This window comes from Tomitella cavernea (assembly GCF_016599145.1).
GTDB classification, from domain to species: domain Bacteria; phylum Actinomycetota; class Actinomycetes; order Mycobacteriales; family Mycobacteriaceae; genus Tomitella; species Tomitella cavernae.
The window spans coordinates 72,196-95,322 of sequence record NZ_JAENKO010000009.1; the positions used below are offsets into that span (position 1 = coordinate 72,196).

Sequence of the window (23,127 nt, forward strand, 5' to 3'; positions counted from 1 at the left end):
CTGATGGCCCACCGGGAAATCGGCGTGGCGGTACTCGGTCTCGGCAATGTCGGCGGCGAGGTCGTGCGCATCCTGCGGTCCGCCTCGGCGGACTTCGAGGCGCGGGTCGGCGCGCCTCTGGTGCTGCGCGGCATCGCCGTGCGCAGCATCGGGTCCGACCGCGGCGTGCCGGAGGACCTGCTCACCACCGACGCGCAGGCGCTGGTCGAACGCGACGACGTCGACATCGTCGTCGAGGTGATAGGCGGCATCGAACCGGTGCGGACCCTCATCCTCACCGCGTTGCAATCCGGCAAGTCGGTGGTCACCGCGAACAAGGCGCTGCTGGCCGACTACACGGGCGAACTCGCGTCGGCGGCCAAGGACGCGGACGTCGACCTGTACTTCGAGGCCGCCGTCGCCGGCGCGATCCCGGTGGTGCGGCCGCTTATGCAGTCGCTCGCCGGGGACCGCGTCGACCGCGTCGTCGGAATCGTCAACGGCACGACCAACTACATCCTTTCGGCGATGGACGCCACAGGCGCCGACTACTCCGATTCGCTTGCGGACGCGAGCCGTCTGGGATACGCGGAGGCCGACCCCACGGCCGACGTGGAAGGCTACGACGCGGCGGCCAAGGCGGCGATCCTGGCGTCTCTGGCCTTCCACACCCGTGTCACCGCGGCCGATGTGTACCGCGAGGGGATCTCCGCCATCACTGCCGCGGATCTGGCCTCCGCCCGTGCGGTGGGGTGCACCGTGAAGCTGCTCGCCATGTGCGAGCGCGTCCCCGGGCGGCCCGACGTCGCGGACGGCGAGGACTGGGTGTCCGCCCGGGTGTATCCCGCGCTCGTGCCGTTGACGCACCCGCTCGCCAACGTGGACGGGGCGTTCAACGCCGTCGTCGTCGAGGCGGAAGCGGCCGGCAGGCTCATGTTCTACGGACAGGGGGCGGGCGGTGGGCCCACCGCCTCCTCGGTACTGGGAGACCTCGTCAGCGCTGCGCGCAACAAGGTGCATGGTGGCAAAGGCCCGGACGAGTCCACGTACGCCGGATTGCGCATCGGCCCGATGGGGGACACACCCACCCGTTACCACGTGTTCATGGAGGTCACCGACAGGGTCGGCGTGCTCTCCGCTGTGGCGGCGGAGTTCTCCAAGCACGACGTGAGCATCTCGGTGGTGCGGCAGGAGGACACCGAGGTCGGTGCGTCGCTCGTCGTCGTCACCCACATGGCGCTCGAGTCCGCGCTTCGTGACACCGTGGCCGCGCTGGAGAACCTGGAGTACGTCAACGCTGTCACGAGCGTGCTGAGAATGGAAGGCACCGGAGAATGAGCATTCCGCACAACCCCGTCCACCGCGCCTGGCCCGGCCTGATCGCGGCCTACCGTGACCGCCTGGCCATCGGGGACGGATGGGATCCGGTAACCCTGTTCGAGGGCGGGACACCGCTCGTGCCGGCACCGCACCTGTCGGAGGCCACCGGCTGCCGCGCATACCTCAAGGTCGAGGGCCTCAATCCCACCGGGTCGTTCAAGGACCGCGGGATGACGATGGCGGTCACCGACGCGCGCGCCCGGGGGCAGCGTGCGGTGCTGTGCGCGTCGACCGGCAACACCTCGGCGTCCGCCGCCGCATACGCCACCCGCGCGGGGATGACCTGCGCGGTGCTGGTGCCGTCCGGGAAGATCGCGATGGGCAAGCTCGCGCAGGCGGTCATGCACGGCGCCAAGATCATCCAGGTGGACGGCAACTTCGACGACTGCCTCGAATTGGCACGCAAGACCACCACCGAGTTCCCGAGCATCGGCCTGGTCAATTCGGTGAACCCGGTGCGCATCGAGGGGCAGAAGACCGCCGCCTTCGAGATCTGCGACGTGCTGGGCGACGCGCCGGACATCCACGCGCTGCCGGTCGGCAATGCCGGCAACATCACCGCGTACTGGCGCGGCTACAGCGAGTACCACGCTGACGGTGTCACCGGAAAGCGCCCGCGGATGCTGGGAGTGCAGGCCTCCGGCGCCGCGCCGCTGGTGTCCGGTGCGCCGGTGAAGAACCCCGAGACCATCGCCACCGCCATCCGCATCGGCGCCCCGGCCTCGTGGAACGGCGCGGTGACGGCCAAGGAGGAGTCCGACGGGCAGTTCCGTGCAGCCACGGACGAGGAGATCCTGGCCGCGTACCGCTTCATCGCCGGCCGCGAGGGCGTGTTCGTCGAACCCGCGTCCGCAGCGAGCGTCGCCGGCGTGCTGGCGGCGGCCGAGGACGGATGGCTCAAGCGCGGGCAGACCCTGGTGTGCACGGTGACCGGCAACGGGCTCAAGGATCCCGACACGGCCCTGCTGGGCATGCCCGAGGTCAAGCCGATCGGCGTCGATCCCGTCGCGGTGGCCGCCGCGCTGGACCTGGCCTGATGACGCGGACCGCGCAGACGATCGAGGGACATGCGATGACCGAGGTTCTCCCGGAGGGGGTGCGGGCACGGGTGCAGGTGCCCGCGTCCAGCGCCAATCTCGGACCGGGGTTCGACTCGCTGGGCCTCGCGCTGGGCATCCACGACCTCATCGACGTCTCCACCACCGGCTCCGGCCTCGACGTGGACGTTGCGGGCGAGGGGGCGGGCGAGGTGTCGCTGAGCTCCTCGCACCTTGTCGTCCGGGCGGTCGAACGCGGACTCGATGCGGCCGGCGTCTGGGCGACCGGGCTCCGCGTCGCCTGCCGCAACGCGATCCCGCATTCACGGGGCCTGGGTTCGTCGGCCGCCGCCGTCGTCGGCGGGCTGGTGGCCGCCAACGAACTCGTCACGGAATCATTTCCGGAGCACCGGCTGACGAACGATCAGCTTCTGCAGTTGGCGTCCGGGTTCGAGGGGCATCCGGACAACGCTGCGGCCTGCATATACGGTGGCGCCGCGGTGTCGTGGTCGGACCATTGCGGCCCGGACCGTCGCTATTCGACCGCGCCGCTGGCGGTGCATGCGGATATCCGCGCGCACGTGTTCGTGCCCACGGCCCGTTCATCGACGTCCGCGGCGAGGGGCTTGCTACCGGAACAGGTGCCGCACACGGCCGCTGCATTCAACGCGGGGCGGTCCGCGCTCATGGTGGTGGCGTTGACGCAGCGTCCGGACCTGCTGTTGGAGGGCACGGAGGATCTCCTGCACCAGCCGTACCGGGCCAAGGCGATGCCGGAGTCGGCACGGCTGGTGGCGGCACTGCGCGAGCGCGGAATCGCCGCGGCGATCTCCGGGGCCGGCCCCACGGTGCTCGCGCTGAGCACTGCGGATCCGGGTGCGGCCGAGCAGGAGACTGCGCGCGCTCTCGGAATGACGATGCGGTCCGTCGGCGTCGCACGGGGGGCAGGCCGCGTCTGACGGAGCCGGATACCGCAGCGGCCCCGCACCCGGTGAGGGGCGCGGGGCCGCAGCGGTTCGGCCGTGCCGCGTCAGATGCGTTCCACCTCGAGATCGCCGGCCTTATAGCTCGAACGCAGGCGCTTCTTGTCGAACTTGCCCACCGAGGTCTTGGGCACCTCGGTGATCCGCGCCCAGTTCTCCGGCAGCTGCCACTTCGCGATGCTGCCCGCCAGGAAGTCCCGGAGCACCTGCGGAGTCGTGTCCGAGTCCTCGCGGAGTACGACCGCCACCAGCGGGCGTTCATCCCACTTCTCGTCGGGGACGCCGATCACGGCGGCCTCGAGGACATCGGGATGCCCCATGACGAGGTTCTCCAGATCGACGGAGGAGATCCACTCGCCGCCGGACTTGATGATGTCCTTGGACCTGTCTGTGAGAGTGAGGTAGCCGTCGGGGGTGATCCGCCCGACGTCGCCCGTCTTCAACCATCCGTCGTCGAACTTGTCCGCCGAATCGACGCCGTAATATGCGCCCGCGATCCAGGGCCCCCGCACCTCGAGCTCGCCCACCGACTCCCCGTCCTTGGGGACGATGGCGCCGTCGTCGTCGACCAGGCGTGCCTCGACGGCCGCCGGAAAACGGCCCTGCGTGTACCGGTAGCGCCAGGCCTCATCGCCTTCCGTTCCGGCCGGCGGATTGGCCACGGAGCCGAGTGGGGACGTCTCGGTCATGCCCCACGCGTGGAGCACCCGGATCCCGTACTGCTCCTCGAATGCGTGCATCAACGACGGCGGCACGGCCGACCCTCCGACGACGACCAGCTTCATCGAGGACACGTCGTCATCGTGGTCCTCCAGGTGGTGCAGGAGCCCCTGCCAGATCGCCGGCACGGCCGCCGCGAAGTTCGGGCGGGCCTCGGCGATCATCTGCGCCAGGGGAGCCGGCTGGAGGAAACGGTCCGGCATGAGCAGCGACGCGCCGATCATGAACGCCGCGTAAGGCATGCCCCACGACATGGCATGGAACTGCGGCACGATCGCGAGCGCGAGGTCGCCCTGCTTGAGGCCCATGCCGTCCGTCATGCAGATCGACATCGAGTGGAGCCAGATGGACCTGTGCGAGTACGCAACGCCCTTGGGGTCTCCCGTGGTGCCGGATGTGTAGCACATGGCCGCCGCGGTGCGTTCGTCGAGTTCGGGCCAGTCGAAATCGTCCGGCTCGCCGGCGATGAGCTGCTCCCAGCTGTGCACCGTCATTCCGTCGGGGAGGTCGAACTCCGGCACCTGCGATCCGCTCACGACGATGTGCCGCACCGTCGTGAACTCCGGGAGGCGCGGCGCCAGCAGCGGGACGAGGGTGGGGTCGACCAGGATGACGTGGTCCTCGGCGTGGTTCACCACGTGCACCAGCTGGTCCGGGAACAAGCGGATGTTCAGGGTGTGCAGTACGGCGCCCATCGCGGGAATGCCCAGGTAAGCCTCGAGGTGTTCCTGGTTGTTCCACATGAAGGTGCCGACCCGCTGGTCGCCGGTGACACCCAGGCCGCGGAGTGCGTGCGCCAGGCGGGCGCAGCGCCGGCCCACTTCGGCGTAACTCGCGCTGCGGGGCCCCTCGTCCGTCCAGGTGATCACCTGGGCCTCGCTGTGGATGGTGCTTCCGTAGCGCAACAGCTGCGCGATCGAAAGCGGGGCCTCCTGCATCGTGCTGAGCATCGGATCTCCTGCCTGTGGTGGATCGCCCCCACGGGGCGCCGGGTGTGACCACGACCATATCGTCCGTCGAACGGCGGCGGGAGATGCGGATCGGGATCGCGACGCGCCGGGGGCGTTGTTGCAGGGTCGTTCCGGGCGGGCTATTCTGGACCGTGTCCGCACGAATTGTGCTGATTCGCATGCTCCCTAACGCTTTGCCGCGGGGTTCATGCAGAACGGGTCGACGCTCAGTGGGCTGCTGATCCGGATGCCGTTCCGATGCTCCGTTTCGCCTGGACGATGAGCTTCCTTCCAAGCGGTCGGTCGAGGGCGGCACGGTCCGGTCGGTTCTCCTCTGAGGACATGCTCCTGATTCCTCGAGGGCCTGCTCCGCGCCGGAACCCCGGTGGCGGATCAGGTCAGCCGGTTGACGTCCCCTCTGCACCACTGCATCGTGCATGCAGAAGGCCAGTGCCCGGCGCGCAACGAGTGCCGTGCAGGGAGGCGCGTTCGGCGTCGTGTCGTTCTCCGGCCGTGGCCGGAGCATCAGGAGCGCACCACGCGGCCCGGTGCGGGGCGGCGCTGCGGGTCCGGGCGTGTGTGCCGGACCGGTGACGCCTGGGTGACGTGCGGCAACTGAAGACTCATCACCATCGGTGCAGGCGGATTCCACCCGCCGATGGGTGCCAGCCCGTGAATATCGCGCAATGCGATCTACGGCCAGGCCCGGGGCGCGATCCGCGTCCGGGTAAAGAAAGGACCTCCGTGACCGATACGGAACTCATCAACACCGCAGGCGCCGCGCAAGGCGGTACCCGCGCGCGCGGCGGCGACAAGTCCGCGGTGTCGTCCATGCTTCTTCCCGAGCTGAAAGCGCTGGCCGTGCAACTCGGCATCAAGGGCACGTCGGGCATGCGCAAAGGGCAGCTGCTCGCCGCGATCCAGGAGCACCAGTCCGGCGGCGGGGGCGCGAAGACCGCAGCGCCGACCGGCCGGCGAAAGGCGCCCGCGGCTGCAGATGCACCGGCCAAGGAGGCCTCCGTTGCGGTGGCACCCGCGCAGAACGCGCCCGCCTCGACGGATGCCGCCGACGGCGAAACGGCAGGCGGAAGCGCCCGGCAGAAGCAGGACGCGACGGCGGACGCGTCGCCGGTAGTGCGCGATGCGCAGGGGGACCGGCGCGGCGGGGCCGCCGACCAGCGCCAGACCGACCAGCGCCAGACCGACCAGCACCAGACCGACCGACCTGACTCCGCGGGCGGCGACAAGGCATCTCGCGGGCGCGGCGGCGACGGGAACGGCCGCGGTGATGAAGACGGCAATCGCCGGGACCGCGGCGGGCAGTCGCGGCGCGGAGGCCGGGACAACCGCGGGGGCAACGACAACCGCGGGGGCAACGACAACCGCGGGGGCAACGACAACCGCGGGGGCGACAAGAACAGCCACGGCAAGCCGGCCGATCACGGCGGTGAGAAGAACGCCGACGGCCAGGGTGGTGGTTCCGGAGGCCAGGGCGGGAACTCCGGAAACCAGGGCGGTCGTCCTGGCCGCGGCCAGGGCGACGGCGACGGAGGAGGCCGGCGCGGACGTCGGTTCCGTGAGCGCAGGCGCGGGCGCGACCGCGGCGATCGCGGCGGCGACGTCGAGGTGCGGGACGACGATGTGCTGCAGCCCGTGGCCGGGATCATCGACGTACTCGACAACTACGCTTTCGTGCGCACTTCCGGTTACCTTCCGGGGTCCAACGACGTGTACGTGTCGATGAACATGGTCCGCAAGAACGGGCTGCGCCGCGGCGACGCGATCACCGGGGCCGTCCGGGTGCCGCGGGACAACGACCACCCGAATCAGCGGCAGAAGTTCAATCCTCTGGTGCGGCTGGACACCGTCAACGGTTCCGACGTCGACACGGCGAAGTCGCGCCCGGAGTTCTCCAAACTCACGCCGCTCTACCCCAACCAGCGATTGCGCCTCGAAACCGAGGCGAACCAGCTGACCACCCGGGTCATCGACCTGATCATGCCCATCGGCAAGGGGCAGCGCGCGCTCGTCGTCAGTCCGCCCAAGGCGGGTAAGACTACCGTTCTGCAGAGCATCGCCAATGCGATCGCCACGAACAATCCCGAGTGCTATCTGATGGTGGTGCTCGTCGATGAGCGGCCGGAGGAAGTGACCGACATGCAACGGTCGGTGCGCGGCGAGGTCATCGCCTCGACGTTCGACCGCCCGCCGTCGGACCACACTTCGGTGGCGGAACTCGCCATCGAACGGGCCAAGCGGCTGGTCGAGTCGGGCAAGGACGTCGTGGTGCTGCTGGATTCGATCACGAGGCTCGGTCGTGCCTACAACAACTCGTCCCCGGCGTCGGGCCGCATCCTTTCCGGTGGCGTCGATTCGACCGCGCTGTACCCGCCCAAGAGGTTTCTCGGCGCGGCGCGCAACATCGAGCACGGCGGCTCGCTGACGATCATCGCCACGGCGATGGTCGAGACCGGGTCGCAGGGCGACACGGTCATCTTCGAGGAGTTCAAGGGCACCGGCAATGCGGAGCTCAAGCTGGACCGGAAGATCGCGGAGCGCCGCGTGTTCCCGGCCGTCGACATCAACCCCTCGGGCACACGCAGGGACGACCTGCTGCTGGCGTCGGAGGAGGCCGCGGTGGTGCACAAGCTGCGTCGGGTGATGTCCGGGCTCGATTCGCAGCAGGCCATCGACGTCCTGATGGAGCAGCTGAAGAAGACCAGGACGAACTACGAGTTCCTCATGCAGGTCTCCAAGACCGCCCTCGGGGCCGCCCCCGAGTGAGCGTCCGGTGACCGATGCGGGCTCCGGGAACAAAACGCGCTCTGACATACTTGTACGGTTGTGTCCGGTACCGGTTCACGTCGTCGGCCTGACTGCCGGCGGCGACCCGGGACCACTACGAGAGGACCCCATGAAGACTGGCATCCACCCCGAGTACGTTGCGACGACCGTCGTGTGCGGCTGCGGGAACACATTCGAGACCATGAGCACGAAGGAAGACGCGCGTATCAACGTCGAAGTCTGCTCCAAGTGCCACCCGTTCTACACCGGCAAGCAGAAGATCCTCGACACCGGCGGCCGCGTCGCCCGCTTCGAGGCGCGCTACGGCAAGCGCACCAAGGGTTCTTCCGCGAAGTAGCCGTGCCGCCGGCGCCCGTCCTGCAGCCAACGCAGGCCGGGCGCCGGCGTCGTTCCGGCACCGGTCAGCGGGGTCCGTGCACGGCGGACCCGTCAATCGAGGAGTGAGATGAGCGGGACGCGGCAGCCGTCGGCGATCGACGACATCCTTGCCGAGTATGCGGGTCTGCAACAGCAGATGTCCGATCCGGCGCTGCACGACGACCCGGCGGCGGCGCGCCGCGTGGGCAAGCGGTTCGCGCAGCTGTCGCCGCTGATTGCGGTCCACGACCGGCTGGCGGTGGCCCGCGCGGATCTCGAGGCCGCGCGTGAACTGGCGGCGGAGGACGCGGCTTTCGCGCAGGAGGCGCAGGCCCTGGAGTCGCGCGTCGGCGAGCTCGACGCGCAGTTGACGGATCTTCTCGCCCCTCGAGACCCCCACGACGGCGACGACGTCGTACTCGAGGTCAAAAGCGGGGAGGGCGGCGAAGAGTCCGCGTTGTTCGCGTCCGACCTGGCGCGGATGTACTTGCGTTATGCCGAGCAGTGCGGCTGGAAGGTCGAAGTCCTCGGCGCTTCCGTGTCCGACCTGGGCGGGTATAAGGAGGCGACGCTGTCGATCAAGTCGCGCGCCGACGGCCCGGACGGAGTGTGGGCGAGGCTGAAATTCGAGGGCGGCGTCCACCGTGTGCAGCGGGTACCGGTCACGGAGTCGCAGGGCCGGGTGCACACCTCCGCCGCCGGAGTGCTCGTGTACCCGGAGCCGGAGGAGGTCGAGGACATCGCGATCGATGATGCAGACATCCGCGTCGACGTCTACCGATCCTCCGGCAAGGGCGGCCAGGGCGTGAACACCACCGACTCGGCCGTGCGCATCACGCACCTGCCCACCGGCATCGTGGTCACCTGCCAGAACGAGCGTTCGCAGCTGCAGAACAAGGCCCGCGCCCTGCAGGTGCTCGCGGCGCGGCTCAAGGCTGCGGCGGAGGAGGCCGCGGAGGCGGAGGCGGCGGAGGACCGGCACAGCCAGATCCGCACAGTCGACCGCTCCGAGCGCATCCGCACGTACAACTTCCCGGAGAATCGGATCGCCGACCACCGCATCGGTTTCAAGGCGCACAACCTCGACGCCGTGCTCGATGGCGAGCTCGGCCCACTGATCGACGCGCTGGCACAGGCCGACCGCGACGCGCGGGTGCAGGCGGAATGACGGCGCCCGCAACGGTGGTGCGGCGATGACCCGCCGTCCGCTCCGGCTCGCGATCATCGACGCCGCGGCGGAACTCGCGTCCGGAGGCGTCCCGGATCCCCGGGTCGACGCGGAGATCCTCGCGGCGCACGTGGCCGGGGTGGAACGGTCGCGGCTCGGCCTGGTGCCGCTGGTCGACGAGGATGTGCTGGTCCGCTACCGCGAACTGGTCGCGCTGCGCGCGACACGGGTGCCGTTGCAGCACATTCTGGGCAGCGCCCCCCTCGGCCCGATTGACGTCGCCGTGGGGTCGGGCGTTTTCACCCCGCGGTTCGAGACCGAGCTGCTGTTCGCGTGGGCGGTTGCGGGTCTGCGCCGGTGGGATGCGGCCCGTGAAGGCGGCACCGATCCCGCGCGGCGGCCGCGTCCGGAGTGCGCCCGGCCCGTAGTGCTGGATCTGTGCACCGGTTCGGGCGCCCTGGCCCTGGCGATAGCGCATGAACGGCCCGATGCCGAGGTGCACGCCGTGGAGCTGGATACCGCCGCGCTCGTCTGGGCCCGGCGGAACGCCGACGCGCGGGCCCGGGCGGGCGACACGCCTATCCACCTGCACCAGGGCGATGTCACCGACCGTGACCTGCTCGCGCGGCTCGAGGGCGGCGTCGACGTGATCGTGGCGAATCCGCCCTATGTGCCGGAGTCGACGCCGGTGGCGGTGGAGGTCCGGGACCATGATCCGGCCCGGGCCGTGTTCGCCGGCGCGGACGGCCTGGACGTGATCAGGCCGATGGTCGTTAATATCGCCAGATGGCTGCGGATCGACGGCATCGTGGGAGTCGAACACGACGCGACCAATGGCGACGCGACGGCCGAGCTGTTCCGTGCCCGCAGGGTATTCGACGACGTTTCGCAGGAGGCGGACCTCGTCGGCAGGCCGCGGTTCGTCGTGGCGAGGCGTGCGGCGACCGCCGCCGAGGCACAGTGGTGGCGGTGAGCGATCCCGCTGCCGGGTGGAGCGCGCACCACCGTGAATCGGACGGATGATTGGATGAGGGTGTGAACACTGTTTTCGACTGTGCGGATCCAGCGTCGCGGGCGGCCGGGATCGATGCCGCCGCATCGGCATTGCGCTCCGGCCGACTGGTGGTGATGCCGACGGACACCGTCTACGGACTCGGCTGCGACGCGTTCGACGGCGATGCGGTGTCGTCTCTGCTGCGCGCGAAGGGCCGTGGGCGAGACATGCCCGTGCCTGTGCTGGTGGGCTCGTGGTCGACCATCGACGGACTCGTCTACAGCGTCTCCGACCAGGCGCGGAGCCTGATCCGGGCGTTCTGGCCGGGCGGGCTGAGCCTGGTGGTCCGGCAGGCCCCGTCGCTCGGCTGGGACCTGGGGGACGCGCACGGCACCGTGATGCTGCGCATGCCGCTGCACCCCGTGGCCGTCGAGCTGCTGCGCACGGTGGGCCCGATGGCCGTGTCCAGCGCCAATATCTCCGGGCGTCCGCCGAGCACCACGATGGCCGATGCCAAGGCGCAGCTCGGCTCCGCTGTGGAGGTCTTCCTCGACGGTGGCCATTGCGAGCATGGCGTGCCGTCGACGATCGTCGACGTCAGCGGCGCCGCGCCGCGCATCCTGCGTGAGGGGGCGGTGACCGCGGAATCGGTGGCGGACGTCGTAGGCGTCTCCGCTGAGGACCTGCGGTCCTGATTGCGGGGCGGACGCCATCAGCGGGGTAATCGTCGACGGCGCAGCGATGTCCGCTGTGCCGGGGTCGCCGGACGCGGCCGTGCGTCTGGTCGCTCAGGCCGCGGGCGGTCTCGGTGTGCCGGTGCGCGAGCTGGGCCTGCTGGTGCTGGCGAGTGCGGTCATCACGTTCCTGGTGACAGGCGTGGTCCGTGTGCTCGCGATCCGATTCGGAGCGATGGCGATCCCGCGGCAACGCGACGTGCACGCGACGCCCGTCCCGCGGCTCGGCGGCGTCGGGATGTATCTGGGCATCGTCATCTCGTTCGGGCTGGCCAGTCAGCTGCCCGCTCTCACCCGAGGATTCGAGTTCGGTACCGACGTGGTCGCCGTCATGGTCGCGGGGGCGGTCATCGTGATCGTCGGCGCCATCGACGACACCTGGGGGCTTGACGCGCTCACCAAGTTCGTCGGGCAGGTCACCGCCGCGGGCGTTATGGTCGTTTTCGGCCTGACCTGGTTTCTGCTTTTCCTTCCGTGGGGCGGGGGAGTGACCGTGGTCCTCGACCAGCTCCAGGCCGGCACGCTCACCGTCCTCGTCACGGTGGTCATGATCAACGCGGTGAACTTCATCGACGGGCTCGACGGCCTCGCCGCGGGCGTGGGGCTGATCGCGGCCGCAGCGGTGTGCCTCTTCTCCGTGAGCCTCCTGCGCGACCAGGGCGGAGACGTCAGCGCCTATCCTCCCGCGATGATCGCCGCCGCGCTGGGCGGGGCCTGCCTGGGGTTCCTGCCGCACAATTTCCACCGCGCGCGAATCTTCATGGGCGATTCGGGGTCGATGCTCATCGGCCTCATGCTCGCCGCCGCGTCGACGAGTGCGTCCGGGCGTATCGGTCTGGCCGCCTACGGGACCAAGGACCTGCTCGCACTGCTCTCGCCGGTGCTCGTGGTGGGGGCGATCATGTTCATTCCGTTCCTCGACCTGCTGCTGGCCGTGGTCCGTCGTACCCGGGCGGGGCGCAGCCCGTTCAGTCCGGACAAGATGCACTTGCACCACCGGCTGCTGCAGATCGGTCATTCACACCGCCGGGTGGTGCTCCTGCTCTACCTGTGGACCGTTTCGCTGGCGTTCCTGGCGGTGGGGCCGGCATTGCTGGGAATCGCGGTCGTGATCCCCATCGCCGCCGGCCTGTTCCTGGTGGCGATCGCGGCGACCGTGGTTCCCCGGTTGCGGTCATGACGCATCGTCCGAAGACCGGCGCCGGCGCGGCGGGGCGCACAGGCTATGCTCACTGCCTGTGAACCACCCAGGCGTGCAACACCCCAATCAGTTCGCACCATTGCTGGCGGCCATCCGCTACGGTGCGGTCGGCCTGGCGGCGGTGACCGTCGTCAGCCTCGTCGTGTGGGGGCTCGTCGCTGGCGCGCCGGGCGTATGGGGAGCGCTGGTCGGGGCCGCCGTGGGCGGGGCGTTCATCCTCGCGACCATCATCATCATGTATGCCACCAGGAACGTGGCACCGACGACGACGGGCGCCATCCTTCTTGGCAGTTGGCTGCTGAAGATCATCATCGCTATCGCCGTGATGGTCGTCGTCCGGCGCATGGACTTCTACGACAAGCCGGCGCTCGTCGTCACGATCATCGCCGTCCTCGTGGTGATGCTCGCGGCGGAGTCGACCGCTATCGCGCGCACCAATGCGACGTACGTGACGCCGGAGCCGTCCGCCGCAGGGCCGGACGAGGGCGCGTCCGCGGCCGGCACGGACCTGGACGGCGCCGAGGGGGAGGGGACCGGAGGGCCGGCGACCCGTTGAGGGCAAGGTCGACCGTCCGCCGTACTACGGGATGTAGTATATTTGCTGAGGGCGCCCCCCGCGGGCATGCGGTGGCCGGAATTGATACGCTGCTGCCCGGCAGGCCTGTGAAGTGGCCCCGAAAGGTGGCCGTGGTCACGCACCGAGACCACGCTTCAGTGCGGGTTGCGGCGGGCCGGGGCGGAGTGCCGGTCGGCGGCCGATAGACCAGCGTCAGATCAATATTCAGATCAGATACACACTGTGGCTTCATCGACGGACCGAGAACGGGAGAGACCGCGAGCGCAATGAGCTTCTTTGACTACGGAGAATTCCATCCGCCGGAGCTGCAGGAGGAGTTTTTCCCCGGGCCGCTGTTGTTCGGTGACACCCCGTTTGAGATCGACCGGCTGATCATGGTGCGGCTGATCATGACCGCCGCGCTGCTGCTGTTCTTCTACCTGGGGTTACGGCGTGCGCGCATCGTTCCGCGCGGACTGCAGAACGTCGTCGAATACCTGATGGATTTCGTCCGGATCTACGTGGGCGAGGAGATTCTCGGCAAAGAGCAGGCCAGGCGGTTCATGCCGCTGCTCATGACCATCTTCTTCATGGTCCTGGCGCTGAACCTCTCGTCGATCATCCCGTTCCTCAACATCTCCTCCAACGGTTTGATCGGCCCACCGCTTGTCCTGGCGGTCGTCGCCTACATCGCGTTCAACTACGCCGGCATCAAGAAGTACGGGTTCTTCCGGTTCTTCAAGTCGACGGTCGTCATCCCCAACGTGCCGTGGCCGCTGCTGATCCTGCTCGTGCCGATCGAGTTCGTCTCGACCTTCATCCTCCGGCCGTTCACGCTGACGATCCGTCTCATGGCCAACATGCTCTCCGGGCACATCCTGCTCGTGCTGTTCTTCGGCGCGACCCAGTTCTTCTTCTTCGGTGAGGCGATGGGGTGGATGCGACCGTTCGGCATCGCATCGCTTCTGGTGGGCTTCGCGTTCACGGGCTTCGAGCTACTGGTGATCGTCCTGCAGGCGTACATCTTCGTGCTGCTGACGGCCGTGTATATCGACCTCGCCCTGCATGCCGAAGAGCATTGACCGGGCACGTCACCGACCTTCCGGACCGACCGACAACCCACAGACCGACTCGGCGACCAACCACCGGCGCTGAGCCACACGATAAAGGAATGGATTGACAATGAGCGTTGCGCAGCAGGCTGTCGAGTTCCTGGCGGCTGATGAAATGAAGTTCAAGGGCCTCGGCGCAGTCGGCTACGGCCTGGCGGCCATCGGCCCGGGCGTCGGCATCGGCATCGTCGTCGGCAAGGCCATCGAGGGCATGGCCCGGCAGCCGGAGATGTCCGGCCAGATCCGCACCACGATGTTCCTCGGCATCGCCTTCACCGAGGCGCTGGCGCTCATCGGCATCGTCACCGGCTTCATCTTCTAGATCATGCTGAGCACTCATCTGGCCGTTCTTGCGGCCGAGGAATCGGATCACAACCCGATCATCCCGACGGCGTACGACATCGTCTGGTCGATCGTGGTTCTCATCATCATCGGCTTCTTCTTTTGGAAGTTCGCGCTTCCCGCCTACCGCAAGGTGATGGACGAGCGCTCCGAGAAGATCGAGGGCGGCATCGCCCGAGCCGAGGAAGCGCAGGCCAAGGCGCAGTCCGCGCTGGAGCAGTACACCGCCCAGCTCGCCGAGGCTCGTGTCGAGGCGGCCCGCATCCGTGAGGACGCGCAAGATCAGGGCAAGCAGATCATCGCAGAGATGAAGACCAAGGCCCAGGAGGAGAGCGACCGTATCGTCGCCGCAGGCGGCAGCCAGCTCGCCGCGCAGCGTCAGCAGATCGTCGCCGAGTTGCGTGGGGATCTCGGACGCACCGCCGTGGACCTGTCCGAGAAGATCATCGGCGAATCGTTGTCCGACGACGTCAAGCGTGCCAGCACCATCGACCGGTTCCTCAGTGAGCTGGATTCCGTCGATGCGGGGACCGCGGACAAGGTGGGCCGGTGACGGAGATGTACGCGGCAAGCCGTGAGGCCCTCGGGGCCGCACGGGCATCGCTGCAGGCCGAGCTCTCCGCGAACACGGACGGGACGGGTGCCGGGCGCATCGGCCGCGACCTGTTCCTGGTGGTCGACGTCCTGGACGCCGAGCGGAGCCTGCGCGGCCTGCTGTCCGATCCGTCCGCGGAGCAGTCCGCCCGCGAACGCCTTGCTGACACCGTGTTCAGTGAGAGGATCGGCGAGAGCGCGCAGAAGGTGCTGCGCAGCGCCGTCGGCCAGCAGTGGTCGTCCGCCCGCGACCTGGTCGACTCGGTCGAGCTACTGGGTCGCGAGGCCTTCCTGGTTTCGGCGGATCAACAGGGCCGGCTCGCGGTGGTCGAGGACGAGCTGTTCCGGCTCGGGCGGATCGTCGCGGGTAACCCGGAACTGGAGATCGCGCTGACGGACCGCACCGCGGACCCCGAACGCAAGCGGCAACTGATCTCCCGCCTGCTCTACGACAAGGTCACGTCGGTCACCGAGGCGCTGGCGGCGCAGGGCGTCGGCCGTCTGAGCGGCCCGCCGGCGGCGCTGTTCGACACGCTGTCGAACATGGCGGCAGACCGCCGCGACCAGGCAGTCGCGCATGTGCGCAGCGCGACCTCCATGACGGAGTTGCAGCAGCAGAAGCTGGTCGACTCCCTGTCGCGCCTGTACAACCGGCGCGTCACGGTCCACGTGGAGGTAGACCCCGCTCTGCTGTCGGGCGTGGTCGTCCGAGTCGGTGACGAGGTCATCGACGGCAGCGGTGCGGGCAGGCTGGCGGCCGTCCGCAAGTCCATCGGCTGAGCGCGCCGGCGGCCCGAGCGGGTCACACGAGCATCGGCACAGTGAAAACCCACAATCGATACCCGAGAGCAGGAAGAACATGGCGGAGCTGACGATCTCCTCCGACGAGATCCGTAGCGCGATCGAGAACTACACCGCGAGCTACTCCCCGGAGGCCTCCCGCGAGGAGGTCGGCGTTGTCACGGACACCAGCGACGGCATTGCGCACATCAGCGGCCTGCCGTCGGCGATGTCGAACGAGCTGCTGGAGTTCCCCGGCGGCGTGCAGGGCGTGGCCCTCAACCTGGAGGCGCGAGAGGTCGGCGCCGTCATCCTGGGCGAGTTCGACGGTATCGCGGAGGGCCAGGAAGTCCGGCGCACCGGTGAGGTGCTTTCCGTGCCGGTCGGCGACGGGTACCTGGGCCGCGTGGTGAACCCGCTCGGCCAGGCCATCGACGGTCTCGGTGAGATCGCATCCGAGGGCGAGCGCGCGCTGGAACTGCAGGCGGCCACCGTGCTCGAACGCCAGCCGGTGGAAGAGCCGTTGCAGACGGGGATGATGGCCGTCGACGCGATGACGCCGATCGGACGCGGGCAGCGTCAGCTCGTCATCGGTGACCGGAAGACCGGAAAGACCGCGGTCTGCATCGACTCGATCCTCAACCAGAAGGCCAACTGGGATTCGGGCGACCCGACCAAGCAGGTCCGGTGCATCTACGTCGCCATCGGGCAGAAGGGCTCCACGATCGCGGGCGTCAAGTCGGCCCTCGAGGAGAACGGCGCGATGGAGTACACCACCATCGTCGCCGCGCCCGCCTCTGACTCCGCCGGTTTCAAGTGGCTCGCACCGTACACCGGCTCAGCCATCGGCCAGCACTGGATGTACGGCGGCAAGCATGTGCTCATCGTGTTCGACGACCTCACCAAGCAGGCCGAGGCCTACCGCGCCATCTCGCTGCTGCTGCGCCGCCCGCCGGGCCGCGAGGCATACCCGGGCGACGTGTTCTACCTGCACTCCCGGCTGCTGGAGCGCTGCGCGAAGCTGAACGACGAGCTGGGCGGCGGCTCGATGACCGGCCTGCCCATCATCGAGACCAAGGCCGGCGACGTCTCCGCGTACGTTCCCACCAACGTGATTTCGATCACCGACGGCCAGGTCTTCCTGGACTCGGACCTGTTCAACCGCGGCGTGCGGCCGGCCATCGACGTCGGTATCTCGGTGTCCCGTGTCGGCGGCGCCGCGCAGACCAAGGGCATGAAGAAGGTGTCCGGCTCGCTGCGCCTGGACCTGGCGCAGTACCGCGAGCTCGAGGCCTTCTCGGCGTTTGCGTCGGACCTCGATGCGGCGTCGAAGGCGCAGCTCGATCGCGGCGCCCGCCTCGTCGAACTGCTCAAGCAGGACCAGTACCGTCCGGTCACCGTCGAGGATCAGATCGTCACGATCTTCCTCGCGAGCGAAGGCAAGTTGGACTCGGTGCCTGTCGAGGACATCCGCCGGTTCGTCGCTGAACTGCTGGACGATCTGCACCGCAATGCGGGCGGCGCATTCGACAGCATCGCGGGCGGCACCGTCCTGGGCGACGACGCCGCTGCGGAGTTCGTCGCGGCGACGGACCGCTTCAAGCAGGGGTTCCTCGCTTCGGACGGCAGTCGGGTCGTCAACGAGGCGGAGGCTGATGCACTCGCGCCCGAGGCCGTCGATCAGGAGACCGTCACGGTCAACCGCAAGACGGTCACCCGGTGACCATCGTGTTGAGTGTTTCGACTATCAGTGAGGGGAGTGTGACCGGCTGATGGCAACCCTGCGCGAGCTCCGTTCGCGAATCAAATCGGTCAACTCGACCAAGAAGATCACCAAAGCCCAGGAGCTCATCGCCACCTCGCGCATCACGAAGGCGCAGGCGCGCGTGGCCGCGTCAAAGCCGTACTCGGTGGAGATCACCAAGGTGCTCTCGCAACTCGCCAGCGCGTCCGCGGCTCTCGACCACCCCCTGCTGACGGAGCGCAGCGAACCGAAGCGCGCCGCGATCCTCGTCGTCACCAGCGACAGCGGCATGTGCGGCGGCTACAACTCCAACGTCATCAAAGAGGCGGAGGAGCTGACCCAGCTGCTGCGCGGCGAGGGCAAGGACGTCGTCGTCTACGTGATGGGCAGCAAGGGCATCGGCTACTACACGTTCCGAGGGCGCGAGCTCGCCGGGTCGTGGGCCGGCTTCTCGCAGCAGCCCAAGTACGCCGACACCGCTTCCGCCGGACGGCATCTCGTCGAGTTGTTCATGGCCGGCTCGGGCGAGCAGGTCGACGCGCCCGGCGGCGAGGGCACAATCGAGGGCGTCGACGAGCTGCACATCGTGTACACCCAGTTCGTCTCCATGCTCACCCAGACGCCGCAGGTGCGCCGGGTGGCTCCGTTGGAGGTCCAGGTGCACGAGGAGATCGTCGAGCTCGGTGACGACATGCTCAGTGACAGCCAGCAGAATCCCGACGAACCCGGCGCGGACTACGACTTCGAGCCGGAGGCGGACGCCCTGCTGTCGGCGTTGCTGCCGAAGTACGTGAACACCCGGATCTACGCCGCGCTGCTCGACGCCGCCGCGTCGGAGTCGGCGGCGCGCCGCACCGCGATGAAGGCGGCGACCGACAACGCAAACGATCTGGTCAATGTCCTCTCGCGGGAGGCGAACCAGGCACGTCAGGCCCAGATCACCCAGGAAATCAGCGAGATCGTCGGTGGCGCCAACGCGCTGGCCGCGAGCGCAGGAAGTGACTAACCAATGACCGCAGCAATGACGCAGGACTCGGAGTCCGGCACCTCTGCCTCAGGGCGGGTCGTGCGGGTCATCGGCCCCGTTGTGGACGTCGAGTTCCCCCGCGGTGCCGTCCCGGCCCTCTACAACGCACTGCACGCCGACATCGCCCTGGAGTCGGTCGCCAAGAAGCTCACGCTCGAGGTGGCGCAGCATCTGGGCGACAGCCTGGTACGCACCATTTCGATGCAGCCGACCGACGGCCTCGTCCGCGGGACGCCGGTGTCGGACACCGGCAAGCCGATCTCCGTGCCCGTCGGCGACGTCGTGAAGGGCCATGTATTCAACGCGCTGGGCGACTGCCTCGACGCGCCGGGAACGGGCCGCGACGGCGAGCAGTGGGGGATCCACCGTCAGCCGCCGGCTTTCGACCAGCTCGAGGGCAAGACAGAGATCCTGGAGACGGGCATCAAGGTCATCGACCTTTTGACCCCGTACGTCAAGGGCGGCAAGATCGGGCTTTTCGGCGGCGCCGGTGTGGGCAAGACGGTTCTCATCCAGGAGATGATCACCCGAATCGCTCGCGAGTTCTCCGGAACCTCGGTGTTCGCCGGCGTCGGCGAGCGCACCCGTGAAGGCACCGACCTCATCCTCGAAATGGACGAGATGGGCGTGCTGCCCGATACCGCCCTGGTGTTCGGCCAGATGGATGAGCCGCCGGGTACCCGTATGCGCGTAGCACTGTCGGCACTGACGATGGCGGAGTATTTCCGTGACGTGCAGAACCAGGACGTTCTGCTGTTCATCGACAACATTTTCCGCTTCACCCAGGCCGGCTCCGAGGTGTCCACGCTGCTGGGCCGCATGCCGTCGGCGGTGGGCTACCAGCCCACGTTGGCCGACGAGATGGGTCAGCTGCAGGAGCGGATCACCTCGACCCGCGGCCGTTCGATCACGTCTCTGCAGGCCATCTACGTGCCCGCCGATGACTACACCGACCCCGCGCCCGCGACGACGTTCGCGCACCTCGACGCCACCACGGAGCTCTCGCGTGCCATCACGCAGAAGGGCATCTACCCGGCGGTGGACCCGCTGACGTCGACCTCGCGGATCCTGGAGCCGGCCATCGTTGGTGATGAGCACTACCGGGTGGCCCAGGAGGTCATCCGGATCCTGCAGAAGTACAAGGAACTGCAGGACATCATCGCCATTCTCGGCATGGACGAGCTTTCCGAAGAGGACAAGGTGCTGGTCGGCCGTGCTCGCCGTCTGGAGAAGTTCCTCGGCCAGAACTTCCTCGTCGCGGAGAAGTTCACCGGTCAGGTCGGCTCGGTCGTTGCGCTCACCGATACGATCGAGGCCTTCGACAAGGTCACAAAGGGCGAGTACGATCACCTGCCTGAGCAGGCCTTCAACAGCTGCGGCGGCCTCGACGACGTCGAGGCGAACGCGGCGAAGATCGCCGGGAAGTGACGGTGGCCCGTGGCTGAGATGACCGTGGAAGTGGTCGCAGTGGAGGAGCGGATGTGGTCTGGCTCGGCCACTCTCGTCTCCGCGCAGACCACCGAGGGCGAAATCGGGATCATGCCCGGTCACGCTCCAGTTCTCGGACAGCTCGTGGAAGGCGGGGTCATTGCGATCACGACCTCCGAGGGCGAGCGACGCGTGGCGGCGGTGCATGGCGGGTTCCTCGCCGTCACCGGGCAGAAGGTGAGCATCCTCGCCGAAACTGCGGACTGGTCCGGTGAGGTCGACGCGGAGGAGGCCCGTCGAGTGCTGGACGATGCCGGCGCCGACGAAGTGGAGATCTCGCGCGCACGCGGACGGCTGAAGGCGGTCGAGCGTTCCTGACGTGACGCAGTAGAATCGAGCACGTCTCAAGGCCGCGACAAGTCAGGGGTCCCCACCAGTGCCTACCACGATGGCAATCGTCATCACTGTGGTATGTGTGCTGGTCGGAGCAATAGCCCTCTGGCTTGCCGCGGCCTTCGGTTATCGGTACTACGTGGTGCGGCGCGGGTCGACCTCCGTGATCCTGCGCCGATTGCCGGCCGCCGCCGGGGCGGGCTGGCGGCATGGGGTGATCGTCTACGGGGACAGCGGCGTGCGTTACTACCGGCTGTCGAGCCTGCGCATGTTCGCGGACCTCAACCTCCGACGCAGCCGACTCGAGCTGGGCGGCAGGCGCACGCCGGTGGGCACGGAATTGGAGATCATGAGCCGATCCATGCCCATCGTGGCGGTGGAGGGCGACGGGCTTCGCGTGGAGATCGCGTTGGAGCGCGAGTCGATGACGGCGTTCCAGTCCTGGGTGGAGTCTCGCCCGCCGGAGCGCTCGCTGCGGCGCACCTCGCGCAGGCATCGGTAGGGCGGGGGTCGCCGCCTGTCGAATCATGCGTCGGCGGCTGCGCCTCCGCCGGGCTTCCACAGGACGTCGCCTCCGGGATTCGCCACCCGGCTGAGGATGAACAGCAAGTCGGACAGCCGGTTGAGGTACTTGGCGGGCAATACGTTGGTCGTCTCCGGCTGACGTTCCACCTGTGCCCATGCGGATCTTTCGGCACGTCGCGCAACGGTGCGGGCGGAGTGCAGGAGCGCCGCGATGGGCGTGCCGCCCGGAAGGATGAACGAATCGAGCTTTGGAAGATCCGCGTTGAACTCGTCGCACCAGGACTCCAGCCGGTCGATGTAGCCGGCGGTGACGCGCAGGGGCGGGTACTTCGGGTTGTCGGCGATGGGCGTAGCGAGGTCTGCGCCGGCATCGAACAGATCGTTCTGAATCTTCCGCAGCACGCCCAGCACGGGCTCGGACGGCTGCCCCAGGGCGACGGCGAGACCGATCGCCGCGTTCGCCTCGTCGCAGTCCGCGTAGGCGACCAGCCGGGGATCGGTCTTGTGCACTCGCGAGAAATCGCTGAGGCCCGTCGTTCCATCGTCGCCGGTTCGGGTGTATACGCGTGTGATATGAACGGCCATGTGATCACGGTACCGTGCGGCTGGCCTAGGCTGTGACCCTGTGACTGAGAGATTCCTGGTGACCGGCGGCGCGAGCCTCACCGGCGAGGTGCGCGTCGCCGGCGCGAAGAACAGCGTGCTCAAGCTCATGGCTGCGGCGCTGCTGGCCGAGGGAACGACGCGCATCACGAATTGCCCGGAGATCCTCGACGTGCCGCTGATGGCCGACGTACTCGAGGGGCTCGGCTGCGATGTGCGGCTCGACGGCGACGTCGTGGAAATCAACGTGCCTGCGATGCCGCGGTACCGCGCAGACTTCGAAGCGGTCGAGAAGTTCCGGGCGTCGGTCTGCGTACTCGGCCCGCTGTTGGCACGGTGCCGCCGCGCAGTGGTGGCGCTCCCCGGGGGCGACGCCATCGGGTCCAGGCCGTTGGACATGCACCAGGCCGGGTTGCGTGCACTCGGCGCGGTGTCGCGGATCGAGCACGGCTGTGTCGTCGCCGAGGCCGATACGCTTTTCGGCGCGGAGATGACTTTGGAGTTCCCGTCCGTCGGTGCCACGGAGAACATTCTCATGGCGGCGGTGCTGGCGGAGGGGGTGACTACGATCGTCAACTCCGCCCGCGAGCCTGACATCGTCGATCTTTGCGAGATGCTCAACCAGATGGGGGCCAGGATCACGGGCGCGGGGTCCCCCGTACTGACGGTGGAGGGCGTCGAACGCCTGCACCCCACGACGCACCGCGTGATCGGCGACAGGATCGTCGCTGCCACGTGGGGGATCGCCGCAGCAGTCACGCGCGGCGACGTGGCCGTACGCGGCATCGACCCCGGCCATCTGACGCTGGTGCTCGACAAGCTGCGTGCAGCAGGCGCCGATGTCACCGAGATCGGCGACGGCTTCCGCGTGCGCCAGCAGGAGCGCCCCCATGCGGTGAACTTCTCCACGTTGCCGTATCCGGGGTTCCCGACGGATCTGCAACCGATGGCGATCGTTCTCGACTCGATTGCGCTCGGCAGCTCGATGATCACCGAGAACATCTTCGAAGCCCGCTTCCGGTTCGTGGAGGAGATGGTGCGCCTCGGGGCGCAAGCGCGGGTGGACGGCCATCACGTGGGCCTGCAGGGCATTGAGCGACTCTCCAGCGCCCCGGTGTGGTCCTCCGATATCCGCGCGGGCGCGGGCCTGGTTCTTGCCGGGCTCATCGCGGACGGCACCACCGAGATCCACGATGTGCATCACATCGATCGCGGCTACCCCGACTTTGTCGAGGACCTCGCCCGGCTCGGCGCCAAGATCGAACGAGTCCTCTGAGGCGATGGCCGGCCGCCTGATCGGTGTCAGGCCCCGCGCTCCCGGCGACAGTGCCGGAGGCCCGGGGCCTGACGTCTTGATAAGGGTGCAGCACGGGCGTGCAACGAGATCCCGGTCACCCACGCTCGCCGCCGCAGGTGGCCGCATCCGAATGCCTGCGATGCAGTCTCGCCGCGCACGCCTGCGCTGACCTGGGGATTTGTGTTTGGGTGGGGGTGGGCGTAACTTTGGTCGGGCCGGAGCGGCGAGAGCAGCTCCCAAGCCCGGAAGGGGCTGGGGGCGGTGCGCTTGTGAGTGTGCTACGGTGTATCCAGCAGGTGCGGCCGCAGTTCGCCTGGGAGTGTCCGGGTGGTGGTGGTTGTGCGTGTTCTTTGAGAACTCAACAGTGTGTCGATGAATGCCAGTGCCAAAATTTTTGGCATGTCATGCCTTGTCGTTG

General features: G+C 68.3%; 22 protein-coding genes. 20 read left to right on the top strand and 2 right to left on the bottom strand.

All coding sequences use genetic code 11. The features are described 5' to 3' along the window. Positions 1 to 3 precede the first annotated feature (3 nt). Genes JJ683_RS05615 through thrB form a run of 3 tightly spaced genes read left to right on the top strand, consistent with a single transcriptional unit; the run spans position 4 to position 3,355 of the window. Entirely contained in the window at positions 4 to 1,317 is a 1,314-nt protein-coding gene (locus tag JJ683_RS05615) for a homoserine dehydrogenase (protein WP_200172022.1), read from the top strand. Beyond that, on the top strand, positions 1,314 to 2,396 hold the full coding sequence (gene thrC / locus JJ683_RS05620) for a threonine synthase (protein ID WP_200172024.1): 1,083 nt from the start codon (positions 1,314 to 1,316) through the stop codon (positions 2,394 to 2,396). The genes JJ683_RS05615 and thrC overlap by 4 nt, the downstream gene beginning before the upstream one ends. A gap of 35 nt (positions 2,397 to 2,431) precedes the next feature. Beyond that, positions 2,432 to 3,355, top strand: a complete 924-nt coding sequence (gene thrB / locus JJ683_RS05625; RefSeq protein WP_200172026.1) for a homoserine kinase — start codon at positions 2,432 to 2,434, stop codon at positions 3,353 to 3,355. A 71-nt stretch (positions 3,356 to 3,426) separates the two neighbouring features. Here thrB and JJ683_RS05630 read toward each other — a convergent pair whose 3' ends face one another. Then, on the bottom strand, positions 3,427 to 5,049 hold the full coding sequence (locus tag JJ683_RS05630) for a long-chain fatty acid--CoA ligase (protein ID WP_200172029.1): 1,623 nt from the start codon (positions 5,047 to 5,049) through the stop codon (positions 3,427 to 3,429). A gap of 744 nt (positions 5,050 to 5,793) precedes the next feature. Between JJ683_RS05630 and rho the strand changes: the two genes are divergently transcribed. The 16 genes from rho to JJ683_RS05710 all read left to right on the top strand — a co-directional run bounded on the left by rho (position 5,794) and on the right by JJ683_RS05710 (position 20,786). Beyond that, a complete protein-coding gene (gene rho, locus JJ683_RS05635; RefSeq protein WP_200172031.1) occupies positions 5,794 to 7,833 on the top strand; it encodes a transcription termination factor Rho in 2,040 nt (679 codons plus the stop codon). A gap of 130 nt (positions 7,834 to 7,963) precedes the next feature. After that, positions 7,964 to 8,191 (top strand): 50S ribosomal protein L31, encoded by a 228-nt coding sequence (gene rpmE / locus JJ683_RS05640; RefSeq protein ID WP_200172033.1) that lies wholly within the window; start codon positions 7,964 to 7,966, stop codon positions 8,189 to 8,191. Positions 8,192 to 8,299: 108 nt separating this feature from the next. Then, a complete protein-coding gene (prfA, locus tag JJ683_RS05645) occupies positions 8,300 to 9,379 on the top strand; it encodes a peptide chain release factor 1 (RefSeq protein ID WP_200172036.1) in 1,080 nt (359 codons plus the stop codon). A 25-nt stretch (positions 9,380 to 9,404) separates the two neighbouring features. Beyond that, positions 9,405 to 10,352, top strand: a complete 948-nt coding sequence (gene prmC / locus JJ683_RS05650) for a peptide chain release factor N(5)-glutamine methyltransferase (RefSeq protein ID WP_200172039.1) — start codon at positions 9,405 to 9,407, stop codon at positions 10,350 to 10,352. Between the two features lie 62 nt (positions 10,353 to 10,414). Further along, positions 10,415 to 11,068: an L-threonylcarbamoyladenylate synthase gene (locus tag JJ683_RS05655; RefSeq protein WP_200172041.1), complete on the top strand. Its 654-nt coding sequence runs from the start codon at positions 10,415 to 10,417 to the stop codon at positions 11,066 to 11,068. A gap of 46 nt (positions 11,069 to 11,114) precedes the next feature. Then, positions 11,115 to 12,287, top strand: a complete 1,173-nt coding sequence (locus JJ683_RS05660) for a glycosyltransferase family 4 protein (RefSeq protein WP_200172043.1) — start codon at positions 11,115 to 11,117, stop codon at positions 12,285 to 12,287. 73 nt (positions 12,288 to 12,360) lie between these two features. Further along, positions 12,361 to 12,864: a Cg1360 family ATP-synthase-associated protein gene (locus JJ683_RS05665; RefSeq protein WP_307810706.1), complete on the top strand. Its 504-nt coding sequence runs from the start codon at positions 12,361 to 12,363 to the stop codon at positions 12,862 to 12,864. A gap of 287 nt (positions 12,865 to 13,151) precedes the next feature. Then, positions 13,152 to 13,946: a F0F1 ATP synthase subunit A gene (gene atpB, locus JJ683_RS05670; RefSeq protein WP_200172047.1), complete on the top strand. Its 795-nt coding sequence runs from the start codon at positions 13,152 to 13,154 to the stop codon at positions 13,944 to 13,946. A 100-nt stretch (positions 13,947 to 14,046) separates the two neighbouring features. Then, complete coding sequence (locus JJ683_RS05675; protein WP_276520827.1) at positions 14,047 to 14,298, top strand: ATP synthase F0 subunit C; 252 nt, start codon at positions 14,047 to 14,049, stop codon at positions 14,296 to 14,298. 6 nt (positions 14,299 to 14,304) lie between these two features. After that, on the top strand, positions 14,305 to 14,871 hold the full coding sequence (locus JJ683_RS05680; protein ID WP_200172084.1) for a F0F1 ATP synthase subunit B: 567 nt from the start codon (positions 14,305 to 14,307) through the stop codon (positions 14,869 to 14,871). 5 nt (positions 14,872 to 14,876) lie between these two features. Then, the gene (locus tag JJ683_RS05685) at positions 14,877 to 15,692 is read left to right on the top strand and encodes a F0F1 ATP synthase subunit delta (RefSeq protein WP_200172086.1); all 816 of its coding nucleotides are present in this window, start codon (positions 14,877 to 14,879) and stop codon (positions 15,690 to 15,692) included. Between the two features lie 79 nt (positions 15,693 to 15,771). Beyond that, complete coding sequence (gene atpA, locus JJ683_RS05690) at positions 15,772 to 17,415, top strand: F0F1 ATP synthase subunit alpha (protein WP_200172049.1); 1,644 nt, start codon at positions 15,772 to 15,774, stop codon at positions 17,413 to 17,415. Positions 17,416 to 17,464: 49 nt separating this feature from the next. Next, positions 17,465 to 18,442: a F0F1 ATP synthase subunit gamma gene (locus JJ683_RS05695; RefSeq protein WP_200172051.1), complete on the top strand. Its 978-nt coding sequence runs from the start codon at positions 17,465 to 17,467 to the stop codon at positions 18,440 to 18,442. Positions 18,443 to 18,445: 3 nt separating this feature from the next. Then, complete coding sequence (gene atpD, locus JJ683_RS05700) at positions 18,446 to 19,891, top strand: F0F1 ATP synthase subunit beta (RefSeq protein ID WP_200172053.1); 1,446 nt, start codon at positions 18,446 to 18,448, stop codon at positions 19,889 to 19,891. A gap of 9 nt (positions 19,892 to 19,900) precedes the next feature. After that, positions 19,901 to 20,269: a F0F1 ATP synthase subunit epsilon gene (locus JJ683_RS05705; RefSeq protein ID WP_200172055.1), complete on the top strand. Its 369-nt coding sequence runs from the start codon at positions 19,901 to 19,903 to the stop codon at positions 20,267 to 20,269. Between the two features lie 97 nt (positions 20,270 to 20,366). Further along, complete coding sequence (locus JJ683_RS05710; protein WP_307810707.1) at positions 20,367 to 20,786, top strand: DUF2550 domain-containing protein; 420 nt, start codon at positions 20,367 to 20,369, stop codon at positions 20,784 to 20,786. A gap of 23 nt (positions 20,787 to 20,809) precedes the next feature. On the opposite strand, the gene JJ683_RS05715 is transcribed toward JJ683_RS05710, so the two are convergent. Next, a complete protein-coding gene (locus tag JJ683_RS05715; protein WP_200172058.1) occupies positions 20,810 to 21,394 on the bottom strand; it encodes a cob(I)yrinic acid a,c-diamide adenosyltransferase in 585 nt (194 codons plus the stop codon). Positions 21,395 to 21,434: 40 nt separating this feature from the next. Here JJ683_RS05715 and murA point away from each other — a divergent pair, with 40 nt between their 5' ends. After that, positions 21,435 to 22,688 carry a UDP-N-acetylglucosamine 1-carboxyvinyltransferase gene (gene murA, locus JJ683_RS05720; protein ID WP_200172060.1) on the top strand — a complete coding sequence of 418 codons (1,254 nt, stop codon included), beginning with the start codon at positions 21,435 to 21,437 and terminating at the stop codon, positions 22,686 to 22,688. Positions 22,689 to 23,127 lie beyond the last annotated feature (439 nt).

Bases quoted from the DNA above. Each gene is read 5' to 3' on its own strand.
- JJ683_RS05695 (WP_200172051.1), top strand. From the start codon at position 17,465: ATGGCAACCCTGCGCGAGCTCCGTTCGCGAATCAAATCGGTCAACTCG.
- atpB (WP_200172047.1), top strand. From the start codon at position 13,152: ATGAGCTTCTTTGACTACGGAGAATTCCATCCGCCGGAGCTGCAGGAG.
- prfA (WP_200172036.1), top strand. From the start codon at position 8,300: ATGAGCGGGACGCGGCAGCCGTCGGCGATCGACGACATCCTTGCCGAG.
- atpA (WP_200172049.1), top strand. From the start codon at position 15,772: ATGGCGGAGCTGACGATCTCCTCCGACGAGATCCGTAGCGCGATCGAG.
- prmC (WP_200172039.1), top strand. From the start codon at position 9,405: ATGACCCGCCGTCCGCTCCGGCTCGCGATCATCGACGCCGCGGCGGAA.
- atpD (WP_200172053.1), top strand. From the start codon at position 18,446: ATGACCGCAGCAATGACGCAGGACTCGGAGTCCGGCACCTCTGCCTCA.
- JJ683_RS05675 (WP_276520827.1), top strand. From the start codon at position 14,047: ATGAGCGTTGCGCAGCAGGCTGTCGAGTTCCTGGCGGCTGATGAAATG.
- rpmE (WP_200172033.1), top strand. From the start codon at position 7,964: ATGAAGACTGGCATCCACCCCGAGTACGTTGCGACGACCGTCGTGTGC.
- JJ683_RS05660 (WP_200172043.1), top strand. From the start codon at position 11,115: ATGTCCGCTGTGCCGGGGTCGCCGGACGCGGCCGTGCGTCTGGTCGCT.
- thrB (WP_200172026.1), top strand. From the start codon at position 2,432: ATGACCGAGGTTCTCCCGGAGGGGGTGCGGGCACGGGTGCAGGTGCCC.
- thrC (WP_200172024.1), top strand. From the start codon at position 1,314: ATGAGCATTCCGCACAACCCCGTCCACCGCGCCTGGCCCGGCCTGATC.
- JJ683_RS05615 (WP_200172022.1), top strand. From the start codon at position 4: ATGGCCCACCGGGAAATCGGCGTGGCGGTACTCGGTCTCGGCAATGTC.
- JJ683_RS05715 (WP_200172058.1), bottom strand. From the start codon at position 21,394: ATGGCCGTTCATATCACACGCGTATACACCCGAACCGGCGACGATGGA.
- JJ683_RS05630 (WP_200172029.1), bottom strand. From the start codon at position 5,049: ATGCTCAGCACGATGCAGGAGGCCCCGCTTTCGATCGCGCAGCTGTTG.
- JJ683_RS05685 (WP_200172086.1), top strand. From the start codon at position 14,877: ATGTACGCGGCAAGCCGTGAGGCCCTCGGGGCCGCACGGGCATCGCTG.